This window comes from Paenibacillus sp. ov031 (genome assembly GCF_900143165.1).
GTDB lineage: Bacteria > Bacillota > Bacilli > Paenibacillales > Paenibacillaceae > Paenibacillus > Paenibacillus marchantiae.
The window spans coordinates 92,933-117,899 of the sequence record NZ_FRDO01000008.1 but is presented as its reverse complement, the minus strand read 5'-3'; the positions used below and the strand labels follow the sequence as shown (position 1 = coordinate 117,899).

Below are 24,967 nucleotides of genomic sequence, written 5' to 3'. Positions count from 1 at the left end.
TTCTCTTTCTGCAGGGCAACAGCGTTAGAAAACCCTATCCCAAAAATAAAAGGAGTGGCGGTATGTCTCTCAAACACCGTAAAACGAGAAAGTCTCATGCACCAGTGCTCAGTCTGGCTGACCAAGCACGCAAAAACGGGCAACATGCCGGATATGATGCGGGCAAGGAAGAAGGATATTTACGTGGCCGTGCCAACTATATCGTCAATTGTGCACAGGAGCCATTGCCTTTCCGGCAGCTTCACGTGCTGTATGTATCTTCGGGTAAAGGATTCCCATATTCCCCACTGGACGAAGCCATCATGGCAACATTGCAGGGCATGGTTGCCCAAGTAACTCTTTCCGATCCACGTCAGCCTGTATCCGAAATTGCGTTGCAAACCCGTCCTGACCTGGTGCTTGTGCTGGATGGTATGGATATTCCGCTGGAACATCTCGATGCGATTCGCCAAGCAGGCATTCAGACGGCAATTTGGCTCACGGATGATCCGTACTATACGGATATGACGCTTGAGACAGTACAGCATTTCGATCATGTGTTCACATTGGAACTGAACTGTGTCGAGTTGTATCGACAAAACGGCTGCCCTTCCGTTCACTACCTGCCCTTTGCTGCATTCACTAATCATTACTTCCCAATCACCACACCATCTGCATTACACCGGGATGTCAGTTTTATCGGATCGGCCTACTGGAACCGGGTGTATTTCTTCAATCCGATCATGGCACAGCTGATGTCACACAATACCGTATTTAATGGCATCTGGTGGGATCGCCTGCCAGACTATGCTGCTTACGGTGAGAAGATCGAACTGGGTCGCTGGATGAGTCCGCAGGAAACGAATGATGTCTATAACGGCACTAAAATTGTCATCAACCTTCACCGCTCCCATGAAGACGATTCCGTTAACAACAACCATGTTAAAATTTCACCAGCCTCCCCGAATCCGAGAACATTTGAAATTGCGGCGTCTACGACCCTTCAATTGACCGATGCGCGGGATGACCTGGCACGTTTCTATAAACCGGGTGTGGAGATCGAGACCTACTCTTCCCCTCAGGAGTTGCTCGATAAGGTTGAATACTACCTCACTCATGAGAAAGAGCGCCGTGAAATTGCACTTCGAGGGCTGGAACGGACATTGAAGGATCACACGTATGGCAAAAGAATCAACGAAATATTGAGCATTATATTCCCTTAATCTTGTCCGGAAGGAGGTGTGCACAGAACCCTGCATATTCGTATTCAGGGTCCGTGCGGCCATGGCGACTAAACCCAAACTCATGTTGTTTTCCCATGTGTGCAACACCCGCAGCATTACGGGTGCGGAGAAGCTGTTGCTTCATTTTATGAGGGAGATGGGTTCCATCTTTGATTGTGTACTCGTGGTTCCTCAGGAAGGAAAGCTTGCCGGACTTGCACGGAGATTCGATATCCAGGTCAAAGTATGCTTCCTGCCGATGCTTCACGGTGTGTACACACCTTACCGGGGGATTGCAACGGATGCAGAACAGCTTCGCCATAAACCAGCTTATCAGGACGTGGTCTCCCTCATCAGGGAGACTGCACCTGATCTGGTGTTAACGAATACCTGTGTCAATGTGATGCCTGCCGTAGCAGCGAAGTCTCTGCAAATTCCGGTGATCTGGAAGATTACCGAGATTATTGCGTTGAATGAACATACAAACGAAGCTGTACAGATGATTGAGCGTTACTCCGATTGGATCATAGGCATATCCGAAAGTGCAGTAGCACCATTCAAACAAGCCGGCATGAGTGCCAAATTAACCGTGATCTCCCCAACCTGGGACCCGGCCTTACCGGACCCGGAGCGATGGGTTCACTTGAGGGAACGCAAACGCAAAGAGCTTGGTTTTAAGCCATCACAGATCTGTATCGGTTACATCTCTTCCTTCATATATGATGCCAAAGGTCTGAAACCTTTTGTGGATATGGCTTTGCAATTGTGTGAAACCCATCCGCGCTGCCGTTTCTGGATTATTGGTACATCAGCGGACAAAAAGTACTATGACGAATGTGTATCACGGGTGAAAAAATCCGGTTATTATCGCAGATTTACCTTTACGCCGTTTGAAGAGAATGTATCTCTAGCCTATACGGCTATGGACATGGTGGTCATTCCGAGCATGGTCAAAGAAGGATTTGGCATGACCGCGCTGGAGGGGCTTTATTTCGCCAAACCGGTTATCGCTTTTGCCCAGGGCGGACTCAAGGAATTGTTGGAATCGGTAGGCAGCGGTGCATTTTTGGCCCCGGCCGGGGATTCTCAGGCGCTTACTACTCTGGCAACAACTCTGCTGAATGATCCTGAACTGGCCTCCGACACCGGTTGGCGTAATCGGACAGAAGCGGAAAAGCTGTACGGTATTGAAACCTACAGGGCAAAGCTGCATACGATGGTGACACAGTGGTTGATTCGTTTTCCCGGATGGTTTCCGTACATTCAGCCTCCGAATGGTCCAGTGTACGCATGGGGTGAGGGTCGTTTGCGAACCGTGCTGATTCTGGAACCGGCTTCGGTTCGGGCACGATTGTTCCCATTGACTGTGATTCAGGCGTTGCCACTCTCGCCCTTGCCTCCGCTTGCCATAGGTCAGCCTGTTCATGAAGATACAGAACCTCGCTCAAGCCATAGATCAGGACGAAGTCGTTACCCGCATTCAACCCACCGCAGCAGGATCCGTGACCGAATGAAACGAGGAACGGGAACAGGCAGGAGGAAGCTGAAGGCAAGCAAAAAGAGGAAACAACGTGTGCGCGTGGTGCAACCGACTGTTCGCAAACGTGCGCCTGGCAAAGCCAAACGAAGCCGGGTTCGCCGGAGATTATCCAATAGACGATGAAGGCAGGGATTACGATGAAGATCATGACGGTGCTGGGTACGCGACCTGAAATTATACGGCTCAGCCTGATCATTTCCAAGCTGGACCAGTACGCGTCCAAACATATTCTGGTACACACGGGACAGAACTTCACGGAAAGTCTCAGCGGTCTTTTCTTCAAGGAAATGGGCTTGCGTGCGCCGGACTACGTCCTTCAGGATGAAGCGGCCTCGTTGGGTCGACAGTTATCCTCGATGTTTACGCAAATGGAAGATTTATTAAATCAGGAGAAACCGGATAAAGTGCTGCTGCTCGGCGATACGAACAGTGCATTATGTGCTGTTCTGGCTGAACGGATGGGCATACCCGTCATTCATATGGAAGCAGGCAATCGATGCTTTGACCTGGATGTGCCCGAAGAGAAAAATCGCAGGGTTATCGACGCCATTTCCACCATTAATATGCCGTATACCGAACAGAGTAAGAAACATCTGATTAGTGAAGGGGTACCTAGTCGCCGAATTGTGCTGACAGGGAACCCGATCTATGAAGTGATGCGTCACTACGACGCACAGGCAAGTTCCAGCAAAATACTGAAGAAATTGAAGCTGAAGTCCGGGCAATATTTTTTGGTTACGGCCCACCGGGCGGAGAATGTGGATCACCCTCCTCATTTGCTGGAGATTATGAAAGGTTTGAATCAGGTTGCTGAAGAACATGCCATGCGAGTCATATGCAGCATTCACCCTCGAACGGCTATTCGAATCGCCGAGCATCTGCAACTGGAGATGCACCCGCTGGTGGAATTTCACGAACCATTCGGTTTTTTCGACTTCGTGATGCTGGAGCGACATGCACGCTGTGCACTTACGGATAGTGGTACCGTACAAGAGGAGTGCTGCATCATGGGTGTGCCAACGGTAACCATGCGTCGCACGACAGAACGACCGGAGACGGTGGATTGCGGCAGCAATGTGGTCTCAGGTCTGGATGCGGAGCGTATTGCGGGTTGTGTGAAAGTAATGACCGAAATGTCAAACGACTGGGATTGTCCACAAGGCTACAAAGCAACCGATGTATCCAGTAAAGTGGTCAAATTTCTGCTTGGAGGGAAATTGCATGTTTGAAAATAAGCGTATACTCGTGACTGGCGGTACGGGATCATGGGGTTATGAACTTGTGGCTCAACTGCTGCCCCAGCAGCCCAAGGAGATTATCGTTTACTCCCGGAATGAGTCCAGCCAAGTGGCGATGAGTCGTGAATTCGAAGACCCGCGTCTTCATTTTCGCATTGGTGATATTCGAGACAAGGATGCCTTAACCGTTGCATGTCAACATGTGGATTATGTATTTCATCTCGCAGCGCTCAAGCATGTGCCGGTGTGTGAAGACCAACCTTATGAAGCACTCAAAACCAATGTGATCGGAACACAAAATGTCATCGAAGCTGCGATTGAAAATAATGTAGAAAAAGTCATTTACATCTCGACCGACAAGGCCGCCAATCCATCCAATTTCTACGGCATGACAAAGGCGATCGGTGAGAAGTTGATCGTATATGCCAATCTGCTTCACAGCAATACGCGGTTTGTCACCGTACGTGGTGGCAATGTACTTGGAACGAACGGCAGTGTCGTGCACTTATTCAAAAATCAGATTCGATCCAAAGGTCAAGTTTCCATCACGGATATGAAAATGACTCGATTTTTTCTCACGCTGAAAGATGCGATCACTTTGCTGTTCAAAGCTTCGGTGGAAAGTGTCGGTGGTGAGATTTTTGTCATGACGATGCCAACGTGCAAAATCGTAGATCTGGCAGAAGTTCTGATTGAGGATTCAGGTGTGGAGAATGTCTCCATTGTGGAGCGTGGTACTCGGCCAGGTGAGAAGATTCACGAGATTCTGATGAGTGAATTCGAGAGCATGACCACAGTGGTATACGATGAGCAATACTTGGTGATCTTGCCTACACTCGGCATACCGGGGTTGAAAGAGCATTATACGAACTGTCCTCCGGTATCCTTCAGCAGCTTCAGTTCCGAGCATCAGCTAATGACCAAACAGGAGATTCGTGACATTCTGCAACGCGGAGGGTTCCTGTCATGAAGTTGTTGATACTTGGGGGGAACGGAATGGCCGGCCATATTATGGTCGACTATTTCCGCCGTCAAGGCGTCCACAGCGTCTTCTATACGACCCGAGATGTATCGGACCCTAATGGTCTTCTGTTGGATGTAAATGACTGCTTTATGGTCGACCGTCTGGTGGAGGTGGTGCACCCGGATGTCATCGTTAACGCGGTGGGTGTTTTGAACAGTTTTGCAGATGAAGACAAAATTACCGCTTATCATATTAATGGATTTCTGCCGCATCGTTTGCGGCGGATCGCTGACACGATCGGTGCACGTCTGATCCACATCAGTACAGATTGTGTGTTTAGTGGGGACCGGGGGGCGTACCGGGAGGATGATGTTACCGATGGAACATCTGCCTATGCAATCACGAAAGCACTGGGTGAAGTTCAGGATGCGGGTCATCTGACGATCCGTACGTCCATTATAGGACCCGAAATTCGGAAAGGCGGCATTGGTCTGATGCATTGGTTCATGTCCTGCACAGGTGAGGTTGGCGGATATACACGCGTCTTCTGGAATGGGGTGACCACCCTTGAACTGGCCAAATGGGTAGATCATTATCTGGCATCTCCGGTCAGTGGTCTAATCCATCTGGCTCATCCGGTGCCTGTCAGCAAGCATGACCTGCTTGTGCTGTTCAAGCAGATATGGGATAAACAGGATGTTGTTATCTTACCCGATGATAGCGTTGTGCAGGACCGCACGTTAGTTTCCACACGTGAGGATGTGAAGACAGACCTTCCGGATTATTCTACGATGCTGAAGGAGCTGGCATTATGGATGGAGCAGAGCTAACTGGCAAAAAGGTACTGATTACGGGTGCTTCTGGCTTTACTGGACGGCATGCGGTTGCTTATTTCAAGTCAGCCGGTACGGCGGTCGCAGCAGTGGTCAGGCGGGCAGGTATACATTCTTTTGGCGATGGTGTGGCTGTACATGTCTGTGATCTTAACGATAAGCAGCAAGTCCGTCTTCTGATTGAAGAGGTGAAGCCGGATTATGTGCTGCATCTTGCAGGTAAAAATTCCGTGCCCGATTCGTGGTCCAATCCGCTGCTGGTGCTAGAGACTAATGTGATGGCTGTTCTCTATTTGCTGGATGCACTAAGAAGCTGTCCGGCGGCACGGACCGTTATTGTGGGCTCCCGATTAAAGTATACTCCTGAACCCGGTCGGCCACCGCAGCCTCCGCACCCGTATAGTCTCAGCAAAGCATTAGAGGAAATGGTATCTCTATCATGGATGTCTCTTTTTGGACAGCAGATTATGCTGGCCGAGCCGGGGAATCTGATCGGGGCAGGCCCTTCAACGGGCATATGTTCGCTACTGGCACGTCATATTGTTGCCTGTGAACAGGAAGGTAAGACGGAGGCCTTTCGTCTATCCGGCCGGAATAATACCCGTGATTTTCTAGACGTGCGGGACGCGGTCCGGGCCTATGCGACCCTGCTTGTTCAAGGCACAACGGGCAACGTATATCCGGTTGTATCGGGCACGGAGCGCAGCCTCGGAGAGATTGCGGATACGCTGCTAACGATGACCGAAGCGGAGGTGCCGGTACGCTGGGACGGAGCTTCTTCCGGGCCGGACGGGGCTGGAGATCAGGAGGAGTTCTCGGCACTGCGCAAGTTGGGCTGGCAGCCGCTGATTCCATTTACCCAATCTCTTCAGGACATTCTGAGCGATGTTCGTACTCAGCAGGGGAGGGCGACTACATGAATCCGAGCGTGTCTATTGTCATTCCGTTTTACAATGATCCTTATGTACCTCAAGCGATCCAGAGTGCACTGAACCAGACATATACCGATGTGGAGATCATTATCGTCAACGATGGCTCTACCCGGAATGAAGAACTGCTTCAGCCGTATCTTCCCTACATTTATGTTCTTGGCAAAAGCAACGGCGGTACAGCTTCGGCTCTGAATCACGGCATTCGTCATGCTTCCGGGGACTATATCGCCTGGCTGAGTTCAGATGACCTCTTATATCCAGATAAGATTCGTCATCAGGTTGAATTTATGCAACGGGAGAATGCGCTCATCTCACATACCAACTTTAATTACATTAATGAGCACTCTACAGTGACCAAGCTGAACGGTGGAGCTCAAGCGATGGCCGAACCGGATTGGCTGCGCCTCTTCGTAAACGGTAATCCGGTGAACGGCTGTACCGTGATGATCCGCAGGGATCTGTTTAGTGGGGTGGGTCTGTTCGATGAACTTTTGCCTTATACGCATGATTTGGATCTATGGATGCGTATTCTGCTGAACGGCCATCGTTTTCCATATCTGAATGAATCGCTTACGGCATATCGTCGGCACGGGGGAATGGGGACGGTACGTCACGCGGATGCCATCGGCCGAGAGGCCTCTATGGTATGGTCCAGATATCGGGAGCCTTTGTTGCAGCGCATTGCTGCCATGGGAGGATAAAGAACTTTGGTGGGGGTTATGGAGGCCGTGAGCTGGCCGAATAACGCCCTCTTTATTTATATGCATTTCGATCTATATCTTAATGATGGAAAGCCGCTCTTTGAATTGATGCAAAATGCTCCATGTGCGTAATTTATACGTCGCTATGCAACAGATGCCTGATACCTAACGGACCTATCTACATATAATAGGGAGAATGGTATTATTCACGCGGAGAAAGGGGAGGACCGAATGGAGCCGAAAGTATCAATCGTCATTCCTTTTTATAATTGCGCGTACATCGAGCAGGCTGTTCACAGCGCCATTCACCAGACGTATCCGCATATTGAGGTCATTGTGGTGGATGACGGCTCTACGAAGCATGTGGAGCGGCTGCAACCATTCATGGATCGCATTCGCTATATTCGAAAAGAGAATGGTGGAACGGCAACCGCTTTAAACGAGGGAATCAAGCAGGCGACAGGTGATTACTTTGTCTGGCTCAGCTCCGATGATGTAATGTTGCTGGACCGGGTAGAGAAACAACTGAAGTTCATGCTTGACGTTAAGGCTTCGTTCTGTCACGGGGCTTATCATTATGTTGATGCGAACAGCGTATGGATGGACACGGTGAGACCAGAAGTAGGGAGTCGTCTGGAGATGCTTCAGGTACTGACCGAAGGTTGCCCAATCAACGGTTGCACTGTAATGCTTGAGATGGATGCATTTCGAAAGTTCGGCGTATTTGACACCGATTTTCGCTACACGCATGACTATGAGATGTGGCTGAGACTGTTTCCGCTCTATGAGCTGTTCTATTACAATGAGCCACTGATGTGTTATCGGGTTCATGAATCGATGGGAACCAAGAAACACTTTGAGGCATTAAAAGCCGAGATGGAACTTGTTCAAGCGAAGCATCGGCCCGTTTTACTTAATCTGCTGCAGGTTGGCGGTTACTGGAAGTAGAGGCTAGAAGTCTTGGAATCACGAATGCTAGACATATGAACCTAACTGCAATAAAAAGAGGGTATTCGGTTGCCGTTAAGTGATTGCGGCACGAACGAATATCCTCTTATTTGTTCCTGTTTGTAAAATACTTGACTCTAATTTTTCTCGGATGTGAGAATGTGCATGGTTGCCGGATCAGGGAAAACGTACCCTTTGGGCAGCTTCCTCATTAATTCGTTCATTACAGCGTAATCCACCTCAATATGTGTCGTCGACACAGGGGTGGAGAACCAACGATTATACAAATCACTGGGGACGAGCAATGTCATATCCTCTGACCTCCCAACTGAATGGCTTCCTGGTAGACATGCAGCGTGCGCAATCCCATCTCGTCCAGTGATCGATGTTGTTCAGCCCATGCTTTAGCTGCTGCTCCTACCTTTGCACGGGTGGCACCATCCTGCAGAAGGGCATTTAACAGTGCGCTAAGGGCTTCGACATCCTGCGGTGGCACGACCCAACCGGTATGTTCAGGCTGCACCATCTCAGGCATACCTGCCGTACCGCTTACAATGACAGGCAATCCGGCGAGCTGAGCCTCTGTAACAGAGAAAGGCTGCGTATCCTGCAAGCTGGGCTGCACATAAATATCGGCATGGCGTAAGAATGAAGGGATATTATCGAGTTTACCCCAGAAAACGATGTCAGCACCTACTCCAAGATCATTGGCTAGGGAGCGCAAATCCTCCATCAGATTGCCTTCCCCAGCAATCCAGCAGATCCAATCCGAGCGATTCTTCTTCAGGCTGGAGAGCGCTTTAACCAGAATATGAACCCCTTTGATGTGCTCCAGTCTGCCCGTAAATGCGATCACTTTTTTGCCCGCTGGCTTCCTCTGACGGAACTTGACTGCTGCTTGGGCACGGTAGGCTGGAATATCCACAGCATAAGGAATAATTCGAAATTTGGACTCGGGAACATGGAGATCCGTAAGGGTGCTCTTAATCCAATGGCTGGAGACCAGAATAAGCTGGGATTGCTCAGCGCTTCGCTCTTCCAGTGACAGGAAGTAACGTCCTCGTGTGGATTGCAAATATTCGGGAAGCGTGAGCTTCGCGTTAGAGTTTTGAGCATCGTAAAAGGCTTCACGCGCAAGCGCTCCGTGATAACTCGTTACCATGGGTGTGTTGCGATTCAATATGCGTCTCATCGCGACCGCTGCTACCGGGTCCTGCGCATGGATGACATCGTAATGATCAACGCCGAGATAGGCGGCTCCCATTTCAAAGGCATACCTGTTCAATTCATAATAAGCCACGAGAGAATCGGCAGTGAATTCAGGCAAATCTGTCGGATTAAGTTTGGCTTGAAGCATGGGCCATACTTTATCTTTGGAGAAGGAACGATTGAGATTGCGAATGTATACTTCATTTTTGGCTCCGTTGGTGCCCATAATATCCACATCTACGCCAAGAGCCATCAGCCTGTCAGCTAGCTGTTTCACATATGTCCATATTCCACCCATCTGTGTAAGCTCCCAATAGGTAACGAGCAGAACTCTCATAGGTACCTCCTTGTCACGGCCTGCACAGGCCGATCTTCTATCCTGTTAGTCTATGAAAAAAAGCAGACGAAAGGGTGGGCATTTCCGTGGAATTGATTAAAATGGGTGATTGCAAATAGCAATGGACGAGAGCAGGCATACCATATCTAGAGAAAGGTTCAACTCTGCTCTACAGGAGGGATATACCGTGGCCGCATATGTGCTGGAGATTCACGAAAACTTGCTGCAAACCGTTGTTCCGGTGAGATATATGGACATTGAATTGTCATTTGTGGGGAATGACGATGTGGATATCTTTGTCGGAGGAATCAGTCACACCCATGGGGAGTTGTATCGCTATCTTTGTCGGATTGGGGCGGATACGGGAAATCACATTATTCATAATCTCGCGGTCTCATCCGATCCATCCGAACTACGCATCATTAGCAACAGTTCTATACCAAGTCATCTGGTTATTCGCATGTACTGCAGAAGTGACCAAGGCCAGACCCTGGGTATACTTTCGGAGCATCAGATGATCAAATTGGCAGATTAGCAAAGATCACCATAATGAGCATCGATTAACCAAATGGGTGGAGCAGGAGAAGACCTGGTCCATTTTTTGGCATACATACGTGATCCGTTATCCAATAAAAAATAGCTTGACAGCAAAGGTATTTTCATTAGAATTAACCTATGCTCAAACAAGAGTTTAAAACGACGGTTTAAAACAAAAGTTTGAAACGTCGTGAATATAAGGCCAATGGAGAGGCACATACAAAGATAATGCCTCCAGGCCGGAAAAGAGAGTGGAGAGATTGAAACAACAAACAGCAGTACCCCAGGACCCGGCGGAATTCTCGATTAAAACGATTATTCTGCCGCTACTGGCTATTATCGTCGGGATGATTATGGTCATCTTGGACAGCACGGTGGTTAACGTGGCGATTCCGAATCTGGTTCAATATTTTGAGACCGATCTGAAGACCATTCAATGGACGGTTACAGGTTACACGTTGGCCTTGTCAGCCGTCATTCCGCTGGCGGGATGGTTGACCGACCGATTCGGTGCCAAAAGAGTATTTCTGTTCACGATTGCGATGTTTACTCTGGGTTCGGTCTTATGTTCGATCGCGCAATCTCCTGAACAATTAATTATTTACCGTATCATTCAGGGACTTGGCGGAGGCATGGTTGCTCCGATTGGTATGGCGATGGTATTCCGCCTGGCTCCTCCTGAAAGAAGAGGTTCTATCATGGGTATGCTCGGGATTCCGATGCTGTTGGCTCCTGCACTGGGTCCGGTATTATCGGGCTGGTTCATTGAATCATTCAGCTGGCACTGGATCTTCCTGATCAATCTGCCGATTGGTATTGCCGCTTTTATTCTATGTATCAAATTCCTGCCGGATACGGATCGTGGACGCACGCCTGCGCTTGATCTGCTCGGTATGATTCTGGCACCAATCGCATTCTCGATGCTCGCATACGGTGTAAGTGAAGGCGGAACAAGCTGGACGTCTGCAACAACACTGACAGGTGTGATTGTCGGAGGCGTGGCGCTGATCCTGTTCGTTATCGTGGAACTTCGTCACAAAAATCCGCTGTTGGAACTTCGGGTGTTCAAATCATCTGATTTCACACGGGGTATTATTCTGGCATGGGTATCACAAGTCGCTTTGTTTGGGGCGATGATTTTGATCCCACTTTATCTGCAACAAATCAAAGGCTACACTGCATTGGAAACAGGACTCATTCTGCTCCCGCAGGCGCTGGCTTCGGGTGTGGGTATGCCACTTGGTGGACGTTTGTTTGATAAAATTGGTGCAAGACCACTTGCTTTCGTGGGTCTGGGTATAATCTCGGGTGCACTGTTTATTCTGTCTTCGATTACGGCGGAAACGGGCCTTGGTCTGATCATTCTTAGCCTTGTCATGATGGGATTGGGTATGGGCTTCTCCATGATGCCACTCAATACGCATGTACTGAATGCTGCTCCACGTAAGCTGGTAGGTCGGGTTACCCCGCTTACTGCTGCTGCACAACAAGTGGTTGTGTCCTTTGCAGTTGCTGGCCTGACTGGATTCCTGACCTCCCATATTGCAAGCAATACAGCTGGAGCTACTGACGCTACAGGTATGGTGAATGGATTAGTGGCTGGTTTTAACGACACCTTCTTCCTGGCCGCGTGTATTGCCTTGTTTGGATGCCTGCTCAGTCTGATTCTGCGCAAACCAAAACGGATGGAGGAAGATACCCTTCAAACAGGGGATCAACCTGATCCTGCAATGATGATGGGACACTAATTTTATAAGCCGATCTTAAGAAAATAAATTAAGGCAGTTCAGAGCATGCTTCTGAACTGCCTTTTTTGTTTTGTTTAAAAGAAAATGCTCAAGGCTGTCATCATTTCTCGAAATGAAGTGGCGTAACGATCAGGGGAGAAGGAGATGGCCATATGCTGTCTGCCCTGAATGCGTATATACTCCCGCAGCTTTTTGTTGCGCATAAGGTCTGCAGCTTCGGATACAGCCGTATTCACGTTGCCAATCGGATAGAATTTACCCGTTCGGTTATGTGTAATAAAGGACCTTACGCCATCCGAATCGGTACTGAGTACCGGACAGCCGCAGCTGATGGCTTCAGCAACGGCGTATCCAAAACCTTCAAGCAGCGATGTGGACAGCATGATACCCCCGGAAGCTGCAACCATGGAATAGAATGTAGGCATCTGGGAATGGGGCACGTTGATAAAGATGCCAATCCGATCTTCAAGTCCGTACTCCGCAAGCATGTGTCGGAACATGACCTCGTCCTCGGGATTAGCCAAGGTCGGATCGTGGAACAACCATAGTCTGGCTTTTGGAATTTTTTTAATGATTTCACTGGATATCATCAAATACTCCCGCCAGTTTTTGTTGTGTTCGAGCCTTCCTACCCATGCAATTACTGGATAGGGAGGGGTATCCACCGAAATTGGGGCAAAGGTATTGGTATCCAGCATATTGGGAATGACAAACCGGTGAAGCCATGGACACATGTGGATGAACAGCTCCAGTAAATGATCTGTTGGAGGAATGAGCGCAGCATTACAGTGGGCTTGCAGATAAGGTACTCCCATCTGAATGGTTTCCATAGCTTGCTCACGTGTCCCAAGTCCCTGTGCTTCATAGATAATGCGTCCTTTATACCCGAGGGCTCTTAATCTGCCCGGCATGGCAATATCGGAGGTAACAATAATGGCATCATAACGATGATGATGAATCAAACTGTGAATTTCCTCATCACTGGAAGCGGTGAAGACCGGCGTGCTGGTATTGTTCTGCATTCCCGAGCCAGGGTACAGATACAATACATGCGCTTCGATGCCATGGCGTTGCAGAACGGCTGTGCGCAATCGATTTAAAGTATCCACACCGCCGCTTGGAACAAAAAATGTGAATAGTACTTTCACACGGTTCACCCTCTGACTTTTGTGCAGGTGCTCATGCTCCTGTACTTTAAGGTACGTTGCCCCAGAGTGCAGGGTGTGGGTGAATGAAGCGTTGTTCACATTTTAGACACATATTTTTAAGCTCTCTTTTAAGTGACTTTAAGCTGCATTTAGGATACAACACGTAAGATACAAGGAACTTCCCGTGTTGACCATCAGAAGAAAGCGATGATGGCACACGGGTATTTTAACGGGAAAGGATGAATGATGTGCTCGAAGTGAAACAGGTAAGCAAAGTATTTGATGGACGGCGCGGCGTGCATCAACTGGATTTCACAATGGAGCGCGGTGAGATTGTTGGATTTTTGGGACCGAATGGTGCCGGGAAAACTACAACGATGCGAATGATCACGGGCTATTTACATCCAACGGCAGGCTCCATTGCAGTAGATGGCATATCAGTGCACGATCAGGGCAGGAGCGTCCGTTCCAAGATCGGTTATTTGCCGGAGACACCTCCGCTTTATCCAGATATGACTGTACAGTCGTATCTGAAGTTCGTCGCTAATCTGAGGGATGTCCCGACACGTGAAGTGAAATTGCGAATCAGTGAGATGGTGAGTAGGCTGGGTCTTCAAGGTCGCGAAAAGCAATTGGTTCGCGGACTGTCTAAAGGGTACAAGCAGCGTCTGGGTCTGGCTGGAGCCATTATTCACAAACCGGATCTGCTCGTGCTGGATGAGCCGACTTCAGGACTCGATCCAAATCAGATTATGGAGATACGAGATCTGATCCGTGAACTGGGTGAGAATCATACAGTGCTGCTCAGTACACATATTTTGCCGGAAGTGAGCGCGCTGTGTAATCGAATGTTGATTATTAATCAGGGACAGCTCGTATTGGACGGTTCACCGCAGCATTTTGGCTCAGCGATGGGGGATCAGTTCAAGGTGTCCATTGAAGTGAAGGCAACAGAGCAGCAATTACATAATGTGCTGACACCATGGGAGAAGGTACGAAGTGAAGTCATTCAAGCAGCAGATGGACAGACATCCACTGGTTCTATTGATACGGTCAAAATGCTGCTTACCGGTGAATCTTCCGAGGATTATCGAGAAGAACTGTTCTACCTTTTGTCTGGTGCAGGCTTGCCGATCCTGGAGATGAAGAAAGAAAATCTCAGTCTGGAACAGATTTTCCTGAAGCTGACCACAACGGAAACGGAATCCGAAGTGGAACTGGCAACCCAGGAGACAGAAACTGATAAAGTGCAGCTCGCCAATGAGGTGACGGATGAAGAGGCCAATTTGAGCACGACGTCAGATCTGAAGCAATCGACTGGGTCCGAGAGCGCTTCATCTGATTCCCACACAGGGGAGGGTTCCAAATGAGACGAATGATGGCGGTTTGCAATAAAGAACTGCAGGCATACTTCCTGTCACCGACGTCGTATTTCGCTTTTGCCGTATATGTACTGATGACAAGTTTGCTGTTCTATTCCAGCTTTGTGTATTACCAGCCAAGCATTGTGGATTATCGCCTGGTGCTCGGAGACACGTTATCCATGCTGCTGTTTGTGGTGCCGTTGCTGACGATGCGACTGGTGGCAGAGGAATTCCGGCAGGGAACGGACGAACTGTTATTGACTTCACCTGCACGGGTGACCGAGATTATTTTCGGTAAATATTTGGCGTCACTCGCCATTCTTGTTGTACTTATCCTGTGCAGTCTCGTTTATCCGTTTATTATGTCCTTCTTTGGTGAATTAGATCTGACATCCGTATGGTTGTCTGCACTGGGTCTCTTTTTCCTGGGCGGAAGCATGATGGCGATTGGACTGTTTGCTTCCACGTTATCTCAGCACCAGATGGTGTCTGCGGTAGCCGGTTTTATTATTTTGCTCGTATTGTGGATGCTTGATTCATTTGCAGGCAATTCCGGATCTACGTTACAGCAATGGCTGGATCCATTTGCGCTGACGAACCGGTTTGACAGCTTCACGAAGGGTGTACTTAGTGGCCCAGATATATTGTATTACGTGACGCTCTCAGGTGTGTTTCTGCTATTAAGCATTCAAATTGTGGAACGGAAGCGGTGGAGGTGAGAAGATGAAAAAATGGTTGAGTCATACCAACAGTACCGTGCTGTCTGTAGCGATGATTGGCATCTTTATTTTGCTGACCCTGTTTCTGAATTCGCTTGGCAGCTTCCAACTGGATCTGACCTCGAATAAACAATATACCTTGTCAGACCAGTCTCTTACCGCGATCAAAAATGTAAAAGAAGACGTCAACATTCTGGTATTAACCGTCGAAAATGCGAATAATACGGTCTTGAACCGCGAAGTATCGGATATGGTTCAAGAATATACGAAACGCAACAGCAAACTGACGATGAAGCAATACAATCTGACGCAGGAGCCTACACTGGCCTCCAAATATGGCATCACAGGCAGCTCCATTGTATTAGAGCAGGGCGATCAGCATAAAGTCATTGATATTGCCAGTCTATTCACGGCTGTCGGGGATGGAAGCGATGGATCGTACCAGTTCACAGGTGAGGAAAAGCTGACACAAGCTCTAATGAATCTGTCTTCCACGGAGATGCACAAGATGGTTTTCCTGACAGGACATGAAGAGCTCGGCCTGGATCAACTGACTACACTGCGCTCATCTCTGGAACAGAATAATATCACGACTGAAGAACTTCAGCTGAATCAGGCAGGTCAGGTTCCGGAAGATGCGGATGTACTCGCGATTATTGGACCACAGCGGGATATTAGTGATACAGAATTGAAGGCTATTCGGACTTATCTAAGTAACGGAGGAAAATTGCTGTTATCCCTCGGTTTTCATGAAGACATGAAGTTGACTTGGAAAAATATCGATGCACTCATGACGGATTATGGCGTGGTTGATGAGCATGCAGTCATGGTGGATAATCAGCAAGCCAGCACAATGGGCCCACTGTGGGTTGTGCCGGAGTATGGCACACATGCCATCACGGATAAACTATCAGAAAGCAAACTTTACCCGATGTTATCTTTGTCCATTGCTTTGACGAGCAAAGAGCAGGATAAATACACCTTGTCGCCGCTCATTCATTCATCGGATGACAGTTATGGCGAGACGAACATTGCAGGTTTATTGCAAAACGAAACAACCAACGATCCGGATCAGGATGTACAAGGTCCTGTTGAGCTTGGATATGCGGCGGATACAACAGATGGCAAACCGAAGGCTGTAATTCTGGGTTCATCTATTTTCATGCAGGACTCGGAAATAGTGAACGGTGGGAACCGAGATTTTATTCTGAATACCGTCAATTATTTAAGTGAAAAAGAAGATGGATTAACGATCCGGCCTCGGGTGCAATCCGGTTATCAAACGGCGTACCTGGATGGTAAACAAGCCAGAACCATTTTCTTCGTGGCGATTGTCGCATTCCCGCTCATCTTTGTTATGATAGGTGTACTCTTATGGTGGAGGCGCAGACGCGTATGAAAAAATGGGTCCCAACGATTCTAGTCTTATTGGTCTTGATTATCGGGTGGATCTATGCGGCCAGTCAGAATTATTTTCGTGAAGAGGAAGCGGAGAAAGTCAAGTTACTTGGTATTAAGTCTGCCGATATACAGTCCATCACGATTCATGATAACAATACAGACACATCAGGTGCTTCAAAACCCTCATCTTCACAATTGGAACTAAAAAATGGCGTGTGGAGTATGGTGGAACCCAAGGCATATCCTCTGAATGGGTATACGGTTAGCAGCTGGCTTGATGCCTTAAGTGGTGCAGATCAGGAACTGGTTGTGGAGGAAGAGCCGAAGGATCTCGCCAAATATGGATTGGGTTCAGATGCAACGTTGCTGGATATCCAACTGAAGGATAACCGTGAGATCAAACTGAGCATCGGTGGTCAGCTGCCAGCAAATGACGCTCGTTATGTGCGAGTAGACTCCGGACCTGTCGTAGCAGTACAAACGGAATCCATAAGTAATATAGAAAAATCACGGCAGGATCTGCTGGATACAACTCCGTTTAATCTGGATGAAACCAATGTCACTACGCTGGAATGGGAAGGCGAAGCAGCCACCTGGATGCTCAAATCTTCCTTTGAGGAAGGTGCGGCAGAGCAGACATGGAAGCTTAATGGTGAAGCGGTTGAAGCTAACGATGCTGTATCGCTGATTGGCAAAATTAAAAACCTGTCCACAGCTGACGATGTGCGCAAAGCCTCTGAACTGAAAGGCACCGTGCCACGCTTTACTTTATCTGTTGAGCAGACGGTTAATGGAGAAGCTGTTACGGATGTGTACCGGGGACTTACTATTCCATCGGAACCGGATCAGATCTGGGTAGTCACACCGGACGGTCAATGGGCCTATCTGATGGATGCGGCTAGTCTGAAGGAAGCAGAGCAATTTCCGAATTCGATCAAAAAATCAGAATCAGATGCAACATCTTCTTTGAGTGGAGAAGATGCTGATGCGAATTCCTCATCCACATCCAAGTAAGGGAATGGCTCCTTCAACATAATAATGAAGGTTCTCACTTGAACAGGAAATACGCGGTTATAAAGAGCGGTGCTGCACTTTGTGCAAGCATCGCTTTTTTATGTGGAACAGAACCCATTGAGCCCAGATAAAGGAGGCTAATGTTCCATATCCTTTCAGCATATCGCTCCGTACAGAAGAGCATCCTATCCTTGTGACCAAAACCAACATAATTGGAGGATGAGACATGCCAGCAGCCAAAAAGGCGACAGCAATCAGCTTATCTTTGTCTACTGCAATCTTCGTAATGGCCGGATTGACGGGTTGTGGAACAAGTACAAAAGATAACAATCTGCACACCCAAAGTGTTCGTCATGAAGTGAAAGGCATTAACCGTTATGGTGTTGAATCCAATGGGATGGATGGCATTCGTGCGAAAAGTTATCGTACGCATAACGTCACCGACCTGAAATCAAGTGACGAGCTGGCTAAACGTATTACGGAAATGAAGGAAGTGAAGTCAGCACATGTTATGCTGACCGATCGTAACGCGTATGTTGCAGTCCGTTTGACAGATGGTCACACTGGCAAATTGGAGAGCAAATCTTTGCGTAACCGGGCAAATGGCACTATGCGTACAGAAAGCATGGGTCAGGATATGGGCGGTTTGCGTGTAAATGGTGGTAATGGAACCATGTCTCCATACAGCACCAGTGGCATTGCTCCGGGACTGAACACCAATGCAGCTACGGATCGCAGCCACATGGGCAATGACCGCAGTATCTATGGCACCATGGGTACCGGATCTTATGGCATGATGCGTGGTCTGACTAACAGTGGCAATGGCAATGCACGTACAATGACCGAAGGTCACTACGGGATGAAGAGTGAAACATCGCGTATTGACAGCACGGATGACAACACATCCGAAGAGATTAAATCCAAAATCTCGGCGAAAATCAAACAATTTGCACCTAACGTCGAGAACGTATATGTATCGGCTAACCCGGAATTTGTTCAACATGTGGAGAGCTATGCCACAGATATCCGTAACGGCAAACCGGTTAGCGGCATGATTAACACGTTCCAATCGATGGTTGAACGTATTTTCCCAACGAATGCGATGAACACAAATCACCGTGACGGCGTGCTTGATGATGGCATCATGAATCGTAACAATAACGATGGCATGATGAACCGCATGAATCGGTAATTTAAGTTGAACAAGTATGCCTTTGCGCTGATGGTCAACATTAGTTGCAGGGGCATGTTTGTTTTTAAAGGGTTATTGAAAATAACGATTAAGAAGGATGATACATAGTATGCTCTATAATACTTAGTCCAAATTGACGATTTTGGATTACTACGTTTGTACCTACATAGCGATTATTCATTCAAATTACAATTCACTGCCCATTTTTTTGATAAAACTGAACCAACGCCCTTGACCTTACATAAGATGAGTTGACTGTATCCCCTTAACCTTGTTACACCAACACAACCCAGGCAAGGAGGGGTGAACATTGAAGGGTATCGATCATAAAAGCAAATTTCTGTTGACCCACCGTGAACGCGAAGTATTCGAATTACTGGTTCAGGACAAAACGACGCGTGACATCGCAGGGCAGTTATTCATCAGCGAGAAAACGGTGCGCAACCATATTTCGAATGTGATGCAAAAACTCAATGTTAAGGGTCGTTCGCAAGCAGTTGTAGAGCTGATTAAGCTCGGAGAACTGAAGATCTGACGCGATACTGCACAGTTGATTGAAGCAGCATGAAAGTCTTTTTCTATTCTTCATCATGAAGAATGGGGAAAGACTTTTTTGTTAATTAAGGATGTGTGGATCAAAAAACAAGTGAAAAACTCTTCAAAATTATTTTATGTGGAAAGATAAATTTCATCTAAATAAGTCATCCGTTCCAAATATCGTGTGTAACACCACCTGTATCAAAGGATTTTCCTATAATATGGGCCAAAGTGTTGTGAGTTAGAATCTTAGAACGGATACATAACAGTTATATTTACATAAATGTTAGCATAATTATTAAGCTGCCCTTATCACTTGAAAAGTTCAAAGTTATGATTCTGCGAATTCTAATAATTCATAGGATGTACCTCACTTGTTAGAACTAAACATAGCAAGAAGTAATTTCTGATTATCATGATTATGTGGTACATTGTAGAAATTAATAAAATTTGCGAGGTGGGCAGTAGTGATGGAGAAGATATACAGATGGATTAGTGCTGAAAAAATAAATACAATGATAGTCGCCATGTCATTGTTATTAGTTAATATTTTATCAGTAATTGTTCCACCAAGCTGGTTTATAACCAAGTATTTTAATACTCCAATTTTTTTAATCAGTATCATTATTTTAATTATTATGTTAATTAAAAAATGCAAAAAAGACAAAAAAATTTCGTTGGTTTATCTCATAAGCATAAATATTATTTCAGTTATTAGTTACGTTTTTGTCTCAGGTATATGGTTTGATGTATGGCAATTATGGCTCAAAGCAGTGATATTTATTACAATTGTAATATTAGGTTTAGTAGTTGTATGGAAAGCTAAAACTAAGTTTGTTGGTAAATTTAATTTGTATTTAATTATAAGTCTAATAACAGTAATTTTAAATTTCGGGGGATTTTATAACTCGTTATACTCCATATATTTCAGATACGGATTAGAAAGTTTTAAGATTGAACAGGGAATGACCTACCCACAAGCAATAATCCCAAGTGATTTTATTTATTATAGCGCAGATGCTTTTTTTGGAACAGATTTAAGTGATGTTAGTCTTAGATATAATGACCATAATAATCTTATAGATAAAAATAATATAGCTTCGAATTACATTGATAAATATGACGATGCTAATCTCACTATTGATATTGTTAAGATGTTTTCAATGCTTGAATCTATATTATTTCTTGTCTATATCTCTATCATTGTTTTAAATACAGAAGGCATAAAAAAGAAAGCAGAGTCTTAATTTCCATGAGGAACCAGCCTTTATTTAAAGTGCTATGGAAACTGGCGGAAATAAATAAATCTCATCTGAAAATTTGAACTTAGTTAACCATATTTCGAATGTGATGCAAAAACTCAATGTTAAGGGTCGTTCGCAAGCAGTTGTAGAGCTGATTAAGCTCGGAGAACTGAAGATCTGACGCGATACTGCACAGTTGATTGAAGCAGCATGAAAGTCTTTTTCTATTCTTCATCATGAAGAATGGGGAAAGACTTTTTTGTTTTAGGTTGGAAAGCAAAAACAAGCGAATTCCTAAAATGAAGGAATCGCTTGTTTTAAATATTCATTCTCAGAAGTCTGGATTCAGAAGCTGCTGATTGCAGTCCGCTATTCTGGTTAGCTCAGATTTTGGATAGCCTAGCCGCTTTGTCTTTTCGCAGCACCACCAGCAGGAACAATGAATTTTTCCTTTGGCAAAAGTCCCTTCGAACTTGTAGGACCAATCGTACCGCATAGCGAGCTGTTTTTTACGTTGAATAACACGCTTTCTGTGGTGCCTGTAGTAGGCTTGATTTCTTTGCTGAGATTTCATGGATCATCACGCTCCCTTGGGAAAAGGCTCAGCCCGCAGAAATTCCAAGGGTATAGATTGCTACGGGCAGAGCGTGATGGAAATCGTATTCGTATATGGCATAAGGGTTCACCTACATATGGTTATTGGAATGTTCCTCAATAAAGGATCTCCATTGTTTCTTTGAAAAAGGCTGATAGAAGAGCTGCTCCAATTCCCTGTATTGTGTTTCATCTAGGTGCAGATAGAGTGCTTTTTTCGCAATTTTGGCAGCAGGTTGGGGGGAAGATTTTGTACCGCCAGTTTTACGTTTGATTGGAATATGAAACTGCAGCAAGTCTGCGAGGCTATTCCAACCTTCCCAGCTCAGTCGCGCTCCGCGCTTCCAGTCGATGGCATAGAGGGCAAAGTATTTACGAGCTTCGGTCTGTTTTATGGCAATAATCCAGGTGGAAGGAATCATTTTTTGACGTTGTCGTTGATTCATCGAGTGTACCCCTTCCTTAGAAATGAAAATGTTCACATTCACTTCAAGGTTTATCTCCAATATAAGCGGAATCCCATTCCTTAATCAAGAAGATACCTTTTCAAAAATTTCATCATACATACCGCGAATACATGGTTAAAATCCTCTTGATTTGCAACAACGTATTGATTAAAATGAAAATATAAAAATAATTTTCTTTATTTATAATGAATTAATAAAAATAATTTTCATAAAAGGAGAACTCATGGCAGCCATACTACATGCGTTGCAGCAAGAGCTGAATGAACTTCCGTCTCAGGAACGACGAATCGCAGAGGTGATTTTACAGTCCCCATCTGATATTCCTGGCTGGACCATTAACCATCTTGCACAGCAAAGCGGAACAAGTGCGGCTACGGTAACCCGCTTTTGCAAATCATTCCATTTCAAAGGTTTTCCTGATTTCAAAATGAAGCTGGCCGCAGAATTGTCGCATTCCACCAATGAAACAGCATATCAGGATATCGTGGCAGGTAATCCTTTATCCAAAATTGTGGAAGCCATTGAAGCCAATCATCTTGCATCCATTGCGGACACTACCCGTTTGCTGGATCTAGGAAGGCTGGAGCATGCAGTTCAGTTACTATGTCATGCCCGTCGTATTGATCTCTACGGTGTCGCAACCTCTTCCATTGTTACGCAGGATTTCTACCAGAAACTTGTGCGGATCGGCAAAAGCTGTACTGCCTTCTCGGATTCACATATGCAAATTACGTCGGCTTCTTCACTGGGTGAGGGAGATGTGGCGATGGCGGTATCTTATTCGGGTGAAACACCGGAGACGATCGATGCCTTGCATTGTGCCAAACAGGCGGGAGCCTCTACCATTTCACTGACATCCTATGGAAATAACAAACTTGCGGGGGTGTCTGATATTCCGCTCTTTACGTCTTCGTTGGAAGAAGGCATGAGACGGGGGGATATGGCTTCACGTATTGCACTGCTGCATGTCGTCGATATTCTATTCACGGGCATGGTTAGTGCCGACTTTGACCGTTTTATCCCCAAATTGGAACAATCGTATCACAATGTACAGTCTTATCGAGTTCAACATAACGGAGGTGCCTAAGAAGATGAATATTCGTATTTTTGAAAATGAAGAAGATTTGAATGCAACGGGTGCAGGGGTGATTGCCAGTTTGCTACAGACAAAACCCCGGGCTGTACTGGGACTCGCGACTGGAAGTTCTCCTGTGGGTATCTATAAACAGCTTATTGCTTTGTATCAGAAAGGTCTGGTCAGCTTTGCGCAGGCCTCTTCCTTCAATCTGGATGAATATGTCGGTCTTCCTGTAGAACATCGCGAAAGCTACCGCAGCTTTATGAATGAGCAACTGTTTTCGCATATTGATATCGATCTCGCCAGAACCCAGGTGCCGAATGGACAGGCTTCGGATTTAAATGAGGAGTGTGTTTCCTATGAACAACGGATTGATGATCGTGGACCAGTAGATCTGCAATTGTTGGGTATCGGACATAATGGCCACATTGGCTTCAATGAACCCGGAACCGAGCTTACAGGACGGACACATGTGGTGGATCTCAAAGAAGAGACAAGAAAAGCAAACGCCCGCTTTTTTAATCATATTGATGAAGTTCCAACTCAGGCCATTACGATGGGGGTAGGTACAATTCTGAAAGCCAAACAAATTCTGCTGATCGCCCGTGGTGAGGAGAAAGCCGAAATTATTCGTGAAGCCTTTATGGGGCCGATTACGACACAATGTCCCGCTTCGCTGCTGCAATGTCATCCTAATGTGGTCGTGTTACTGGACCGTGCGGCTGGGAGGCTGGTGAAATGAACGTAGAAGCTATGGAAAACCAGGAGCAAGAGAGTGAAAAAACCATTTCACTTCTTCGAGGTAAAATCGTACTGCCCGATGGTGTAATGGAGGATGGTGTACTGGTCTGGACGGATGGGAAGATCCTTTATGCTGGCGCACCCGAGGGATTATCTGAACAGATTCGCCGTGAAGCCGTATCTGTGCCTGTTTCCAAGCATGGCGTCATTGTGCCTGGATTTATAGATATCCACGTACATGGTGGCAATGGCGAAGACTTTATGGACGCGAGTAAGGATGTGATGGATAAAATCACTTCATTCCACAGCACACAGGGGACCACTGCCATGCTGGCAACGTCTATGACAGCGCCCAAAGATAGTCTGGACCGGGTATTGGCTGAAGTGGACAGCTACCGTTCCGGTGACATGCCTTATGCACAGCTGGAAGGTGTACATCTGGAGGGTCCTTTTTTCAGTCCGAAGTGGCCCGGCGCACAAAACCCGGATCATATTGTATTGCCTAATGTGTCCTGGCTGGACGCGTGGGAAAAACAATATCCCGGCCTGATTCGTCAAGTCACCCTGGCGCCGGAACGTGAGGGAGCGCTCGAAGTCATTTCATGGCTGCGCGAGCAGCGAATTACGGCAGCATTAGGACATACGGATGCGACCTATGAAGAAGTACAGCTTGCGGTCGAGGCCGGGCTGCACCATGCCGTGCATACATTCAATGCGATGACACCGCTCCATCACCGGAATCCCGGAGCTGCCGGCGCAGTGCTTAGTGATTCCCGCATCAGTGCAGAGATCATTGCAGACGGTATCCATGTGCATCCGGCGGCGATGTCTATTTTGGCTCAACTGAAAGAACAAGCAGATCAGCTTGTGTTAATCACAGACGCGATGTCTGCTGCCGGGCTGGATGATGGTGAATACAAAATTGGCGATCTGCCTGTGATTGTTACGGAAGGTGTGGCACGTTTGAAAGACGGAGGCGCACTGGCAGGAAGCACGCTCACGATGATTCGTGGTTTCCGCTATCTGGTACAGGAAGTAGGCTTGAGTCTGAATGCAGCTTCACGCGCAGCCAGCCTGACGCCGGCACGTCTGCTCGGCATTGATCACCGCACGGGTTCCTTTGCTAAAGGCAAACAGGCGGACGTCGTTTTGCTGAATGGTGATTTGAAAATTGAGGAAGTGTGGGTCAAGGGAAGACGAATCGGCGGTTAATTCTACATTTGTAGTGTTGTCGTGTGCCTCAACAGGCAATAGCTTGCGTAATGTGTTAAAATAGATC

Annotated in this window: 24 protein-coding genes and 1 pseudogene; 21 read left to right on the top strand and 4 right to left on the bottom strand. The window is 46.9% G+C overall.

What is annotated here, in order from left to right; translation table 11 throughout:
• Positions 1-62 precede the first annotated feature (62 nt).
• The 8 genes from BUA17_RS25960 (at position 63) to BUA17_RS25925 (ending at position 8,358) form a co-directional block, all read left to right on the top strand.
• Positions 63-1,202, top strand: a complete 1,140-nt coding sequence (locus BUA17_RS25960) for a CgeB family protein (RefSeq protein WP_240321512.1) — start codon at positions 63-65, stop codon at positions 1,200-1,202.
• Between the two features lie 61 nt (positions 1,203-1,263).
• Positions 1,264-2,865: a glycosyltransferase family 4 protein gene (locus BUA17_RS25955; protein WP_063566668.1), complete on the top strand. Its 1,602-nt coding sequence runs from the start codon at positions 1,264-1,266 to the stop codon at positions 2,863-2,865.
• 14 nt (positions 2,866-2,879) lie between these two features.
• Positions 2,880-3,971, top strand: coding sequence for a non-hydrolyzing UDP-N-acetylglucosamine 2-epimerase (gene wecB / locus BUA17_RS25950; protein WP_072735529.1), 1,092 nt, complete (start codon positions 2,880-2,882; stop codon positions 3,969-3,971).
• A complete protein-coding gene (locus BUA17_RS25945) occupies positions 3,964-4,950 on the top strand; it encodes a polysaccharide biosynthesis protein (RefSeq protein ID WP_072735442.1) in 987 nt (328 codons plus the stop codon). Before wecB ends, BUA17_RS25945 begins: the two co-directional genes overlap by 8 nt.
• Positions 4,947-5,774: a dTDP-4-dehydrorhamnose reductase family protein gene (locus BUA17_RS25940; protein WP_072735441.1), complete on the top strand. Its 828-nt coding sequence runs from the start codon at positions 4,947-4,949 to the stop codon at positions 5,772-5,774. The genes BUA17_RS25945 and BUA17_RS25940 overlap by 4 nt, the downstream gene beginning before the upstream one ends.
• The gene (locus BUA17_RS25935) at positions 5,756-6,697 is read left to right on the top strand and encodes an NAD-dependent epimerase/dehydratase family protein (RefSeq protein WP_072735440.1); all 942 of its coding nucleotides are present in this window, start codon (positions 5,756-5,758) and stop codon (positions 6,695-6,697) included. The genes BUA17_RS25940 and BUA17_RS25935 overlap by 19 nt, the downstream gene beginning before the upstream one ends.
• Positions 6,694-7,410 (top strand): glycosyltransferase, encoded by a 717-nt coding sequence (locus BUA17_RS25930; RefSeq protein WP_063566672.1) that lies wholly within the window; start codon positions 6,694-6,696, stop codon positions 7,408-7,410. The genes BUA17_RS25935 and BUA17_RS25930 overlap by 4 nt, the downstream gene beginning before the upstream one ends.
• A 231-nt stretch (positions 7,411-7,641) precedes the next feature.
• Positions 7,642-8,358, top strand: coding sequence for a glycosyltransferase (locus tag BUA17_RS25925; protein WP_072735439.1), 717 nt, complete (start codon positions 7,642-7,644; stop codon positions 8,356-8,358).
• Between the two features lie 137 nt (positions 8,359-8,495).
• On the opposite strand, the gene BUA17_RS31365 is transcribed toward BUA17_RS25925, so the two are convergent.
• Together BUA17_RS31365 and BUA17_RS25920 are read right to left on the bottom strand one after the other, a co-directional pair.
• On the bottom strand, positions 8,496-8,669 hold the full coding sequence (locus BUA17_RS31365) for a hypothetical protein (RefSeq protein WP_170867946.1): 174 nt from the start codon (positions 8,667-8,669) through the stop codon (positions 8,496-8,498).
• The gene (locus BUA17_RS25920) at positions 8,666-9,904 is read right to left on the bottom strand and encodes a glycosyltransferase family 4 protein (protein WP_072735438.1); all 1,239 of its coding nucleotides are present in this window, start codon (positions 9,902-9,904) and stop codon (positions 8,666-8,668) included. The genes BUA17_RS31365 and BUA17_RS25920 overlap by 4 nt, the downstream gene beginning before the upstream one ends.
• A gap of 187 nt (positions 9,905-10,091) precedes the next feature.
• Between BUA17_RS25920 and BUA17_RS25915 the strand changes: the two genes are divergently transcribed.
• On the top strand, positions 10,092-10,439 hold the full coding sequence (locus BUA17_RS25915; RefSeq protein WP_072735437.1) for a hypothetical protein: 348 nt from the start codon (positions 10,092-10,094) through the stop codon (positions 10,437-10,439).
• 262 nt (positions 10,440-10,701) lie between these two features.
• Positions 10,702-12,189, top strand: a complete 1,488-nt coding sequence (locus BUA17_RS25910) for a DHA2 family efflux MFS transporter permease subunit (RefSeq protein WP_063566677.1) — start codon at positions 10,702-10,704, stop codon at positions 12,187-12,189.
• Between the two features lie 74 nt (positions 12,190-12,263).
• Here the strand turns inward: BUA17_RS25910 and BUA17_RS25905 are convergent, their stop codons facing one another.
• A complete protein-coding gene (locus tag BUA17_RS25905) occupies positions 12,264-13,337 on the bottom strand; it encodes a glycosyltransferase family 4 protein (RefSeq protein WP_162842454.1) in 1,074 nt (357 codons plus the stop codon).
• A 248-nt stretch (positions 13,338-13,585) separates the two neighbouring features.
• Between BUA17_RS25905 and BUA17_RS25900 the strand changes: the two genes are divergently transcribed.
• The 8 genes and pseudogenes from BUA17_RS25900 to BUA17_RS31795 form a co-directional block, all read left to right on the top strand.
• Entirely contained in the window at positions 13,586-14,707 is a 1,122-nt protein-coding gene (locus BUA17_RS25900) for an ABC transporter ATP-binding protein (protein ID WP_072735436.1), read from the top strand.
• Positions 14,704-15,420, top strand: a complete 717-nt coding sequence (locus BUA17_RS25895; protein WP_063566679.1) for an ABC transporter permease subunit — start codon at positions 14,704-14,706, stop codon at positions 15,418-15,420. Before BUA17_RS25900 ends, BUA17_RS25895 begins: the two co-directional genes overlap by 4 nt.
• 4 nt (positions 15,421-15,424) lie before the next feature.
• Positions 15,425-16,819, top strand: coding sequence for a GldG family protein (locus BUA17_RS25890; RefSeq protein WP_072735435.1), 1,395 nt, complete (start codon positions 15,425-15,427; stop codon positions 16,817-16,819).
• Positions 16,816-17,835, top strand: coding sequence for a DUF4340 domain-containing protein (locus BUA17_RS25885; RefSeq protein WP_072735434.1), 1,020 nt, complete (start codon positions 16,816-16,818; stop codon positions 17,833-17,835). Before BUA17_RS25890 ends, BUA17_RS25885 begins: the two co-directional genes overlap by 4 nt.
• A gap of 226 nt (positions 17,836-18,061) precedes the next feature.
• A complete protein-coding gene (locus tag BUA17_RS25880) occupies positions 18,062-19,027 on the top strand; it encodes a YhcN/YlaJ family sporulation lipoprotein (RefSeq protein WP_063566682.1) in 966 nt (321 codons plus the stop codon).
• Positions 19,028-19,337: 310 nt separating this feature from the next.
• Positions 19,338-19,562, top strand: a complete 225-nt coding sequence (locus BUA17_RS25875) for a helix-turn-helix domain-containing protein (RefSeq protein WP_017692532.1) — start codon at positions 19,338-19,340, stop codon at positions 19,560-19,562.
• A 472-nt stretch (positions 19,563-20,034) separates the two neighbouring features.
• On the top strand, positions 20,035-20,811 hold the full coding sequence (locus tag BUA17_RS25870; RefSeq protein ID WP_072735433.1) for a hypothetical protein: 777 nt from the start codon (positions 20,035-20,037) through the stop codon (positions 20,809-20,811).
• Between the two features lie 79 nt (positions 20,812-20,890).
• A pseudogene (locus BUA17_RS31795) lies at positions 20,891-20,989 on the top strand (LuxR C-terminal-related transcriptional regulator); the annotation flags it as partial.
• A 505-nt stretch (positions 20,990-21,494) separates the two neighbouring features.
• Here the strand turns inward: BUA17_RS31795 and BUA17_RS25860 are convergent.
• On the bottom strand, positions 21,495-21,848 hold the full coding sequence (locus tag BUA17_RS25860; RefSeq protein WP_072735431.1) for a hypothetical protein: 354 nt from the start codon (positions 21,846-21,848) through the stop codon (positions 21,495-21,497).
• 244 nt (positions 21,849-22,092) lie between these two features.
• Between BUA17_RS25860 and BUA17_RS25855 the strand changes: the two genes are divergently transcribed.
• The 3 genes from BUA17_RS25855 to nagA are packed head-to-tail and all read left to right on the top strand — an operon-like array spanning position 22,093 to position 24,900.
• Positions 22,093-22,956 (top strand): MurR/RpiR family transcriptional regulator, encoded by an 864-nt coding sequence (locus tag BUA17_RS25855; protein WP_063566684.1) that lies wholly within the window; start codon positions 22,093-22,095, stop codon positions 22,954-22,956.
• Positions 22,957-22,960: 4 nt separating this feature from the next.
• The gene (nagB, locus tag BUA17_RS25850) at positions 22,961-23,689 is read left to right on the top strand and encodes a glucosamine-6-phosphate deaminase (protein WP_063566685.1); all 729 of its coding nucleotides are present in this window, start codon (positions 22,961-22,963) and stop codon (positions 23,687-23,689) included.
• Complete coding sequence (gene nagA / locus BUA17_RS25845) at positions 23,686-24,900, top strand: N-acetylglucosamine-6-phosphate deacetylase (RefSeq protein ID WP_244552229.1); 1,215 nt, start codon at positions 23,686-23,688, stop codon at positions 24,898-24,900. The genes nagB and nagA overlap by 4 nt, the downstream gene beginning before the upstream one ends.
• Positions 24,901-24,967: the final 67 nt, after the last annotated feature.

What these genes read in the sequence shown, in the direction of transcription:
- BUA17_RS25935 (WP_072735440.1), top strand. Translation starts at nt 5,756, where the DNA reads ATGGATGGAGCAGAGCTAACTGGCAAAAAGGTACTGATTACGGGTGCT.
- BUA17_RS25880 (WP_063566682.1), top strand. Translation starts at nt 18,062, where the DNA reads ATGCCAGCAGCCAAAAAGGCGACAGCAATCAGCTTATCTTTGTCTACT.
- BUA17_RS25945 (WP_072735442.1), top strand. Translation starts at nt 3,964, where the DNA reads ATGTTTGAAAATAAGCGTATACTCGTGACTGGCGGTACGGGATCATGG.
- BUA17_RS25920 (WP_072735438.1), bottom strand. Translation starts at nt 9,904, where the DNA reads ATGAGAGTTCTGCTCGTTACCTATTGGGAGCTTACACAGATGGGTGGA.
- BUA17_RS25955 (WP_063566668.1), top strand. Translation starts at nt 1,264, where the DNA reads ATGGCGACTAAACCCAAACTCATGTTGTTTTCCCATGTGTGCAACACC.
- BUA17_RS25930 (WP_063566672.1), top strand. Translation starts at nt 6,694, where the DNA reads ATGAATCCGAGCGTGTCTATTGTCATTCCGTTTTACAATGATCCTTAT.
- BUA17_RS25940 (WP_072735441.1), top strand. Translation starts at nt 4,947, where the DNA reads ATGAAGTTGTTGATACTTGGGGGGAACGGAATGGCCGGCCATATTATG.
- BUA17_RS25885 (WP_072735434.1), top strand. Translation starts at nt 16,816, where the DNA reads ATGAAAAAATGGGTCCCAACGATTCTAGTCTTATTGGTCTTGATTATC.
- BUA17_RS25960 (WP_240321512.1), top strand. Translation starts at nt 63, where the DNA reads ATGTCTCTCAAACACCGTAAAACGAGAAAGTCTCATGCACCAGTGCTC.
- BUA17_RS25855 (WP_063566684.1), top strand. Translation starts at nt 22,093, where the DNA reads ATGGCAGCCATACTACATGCGTTGCAGCAAGAGCTGAATGAACTTCCG.
- nagB (WP_063566685.1), top strand. Translation starts at nt 22,961, where the DNA reads ATGAATATTCGTATTTTTGAAAATGAAGAAGATTTGAATGCAACGGGT.
- BUA17_RS25895 (WP_063566679.1), top strand. Translation starts at nt 14,704, where the DNA reads ATGAGACGAATGATGGCGGTTTGCAATAAAGAACTGCAGGCATACTTC.
- wecB (WP_072735529.1), top strand. Translation starts at nt 2,880, where the DNA reads ATGAAGATCATGACGGTGCTGGGTACGCGACCTGAAATTATACGGCTC.
- BUA17_RS25870 (WP_072735433.1), top strand. Translation starts at nt 20,035, where the DNA reads ATGGAGAAGATATACAGATGGATTAGTGCTGAAAAAATAAATACAATG.
- BUA17_RS31365 (WP_170867946.1), bottom strand. Translation starts at nt 8,669, where the DNA reads ATGACATTGCTCGTCCCCAGTGATTTGTATAATCGTTGGTTCTCCACC.
- BUA17_RS25890 (WP_072735435.1), top strand. Translation starts at nt 15,425, where the DNA reads ATGAAAAAATGGTTGAGTCATACCAACAGTACCGTGCTGTCTGTAGCG.
- BUA17_RS25925 (WP_072735439.1), top strand. Translation starts at nt 7,642, where the DNA reads ATGGAGCCGAAAGTATCAATCGTCATTCCTTTTTATAATTGCGCGTAC.
- nagA (WP_244552229.1), top strand. Translation starts at nt 23,686, where the DNA reads ATGAACGTAGAAGCTATGGAAAACCAGGAGCAAGAGAGTGAAAAAACC.
- BUA17_RS25860 (WP_072735431.1), bottom strand. Translation starts at nt 21,848, where the DNA reads ATGAATCAACGACAACGTCAAAAAATGATTCCTTCCACCTGGATTATT.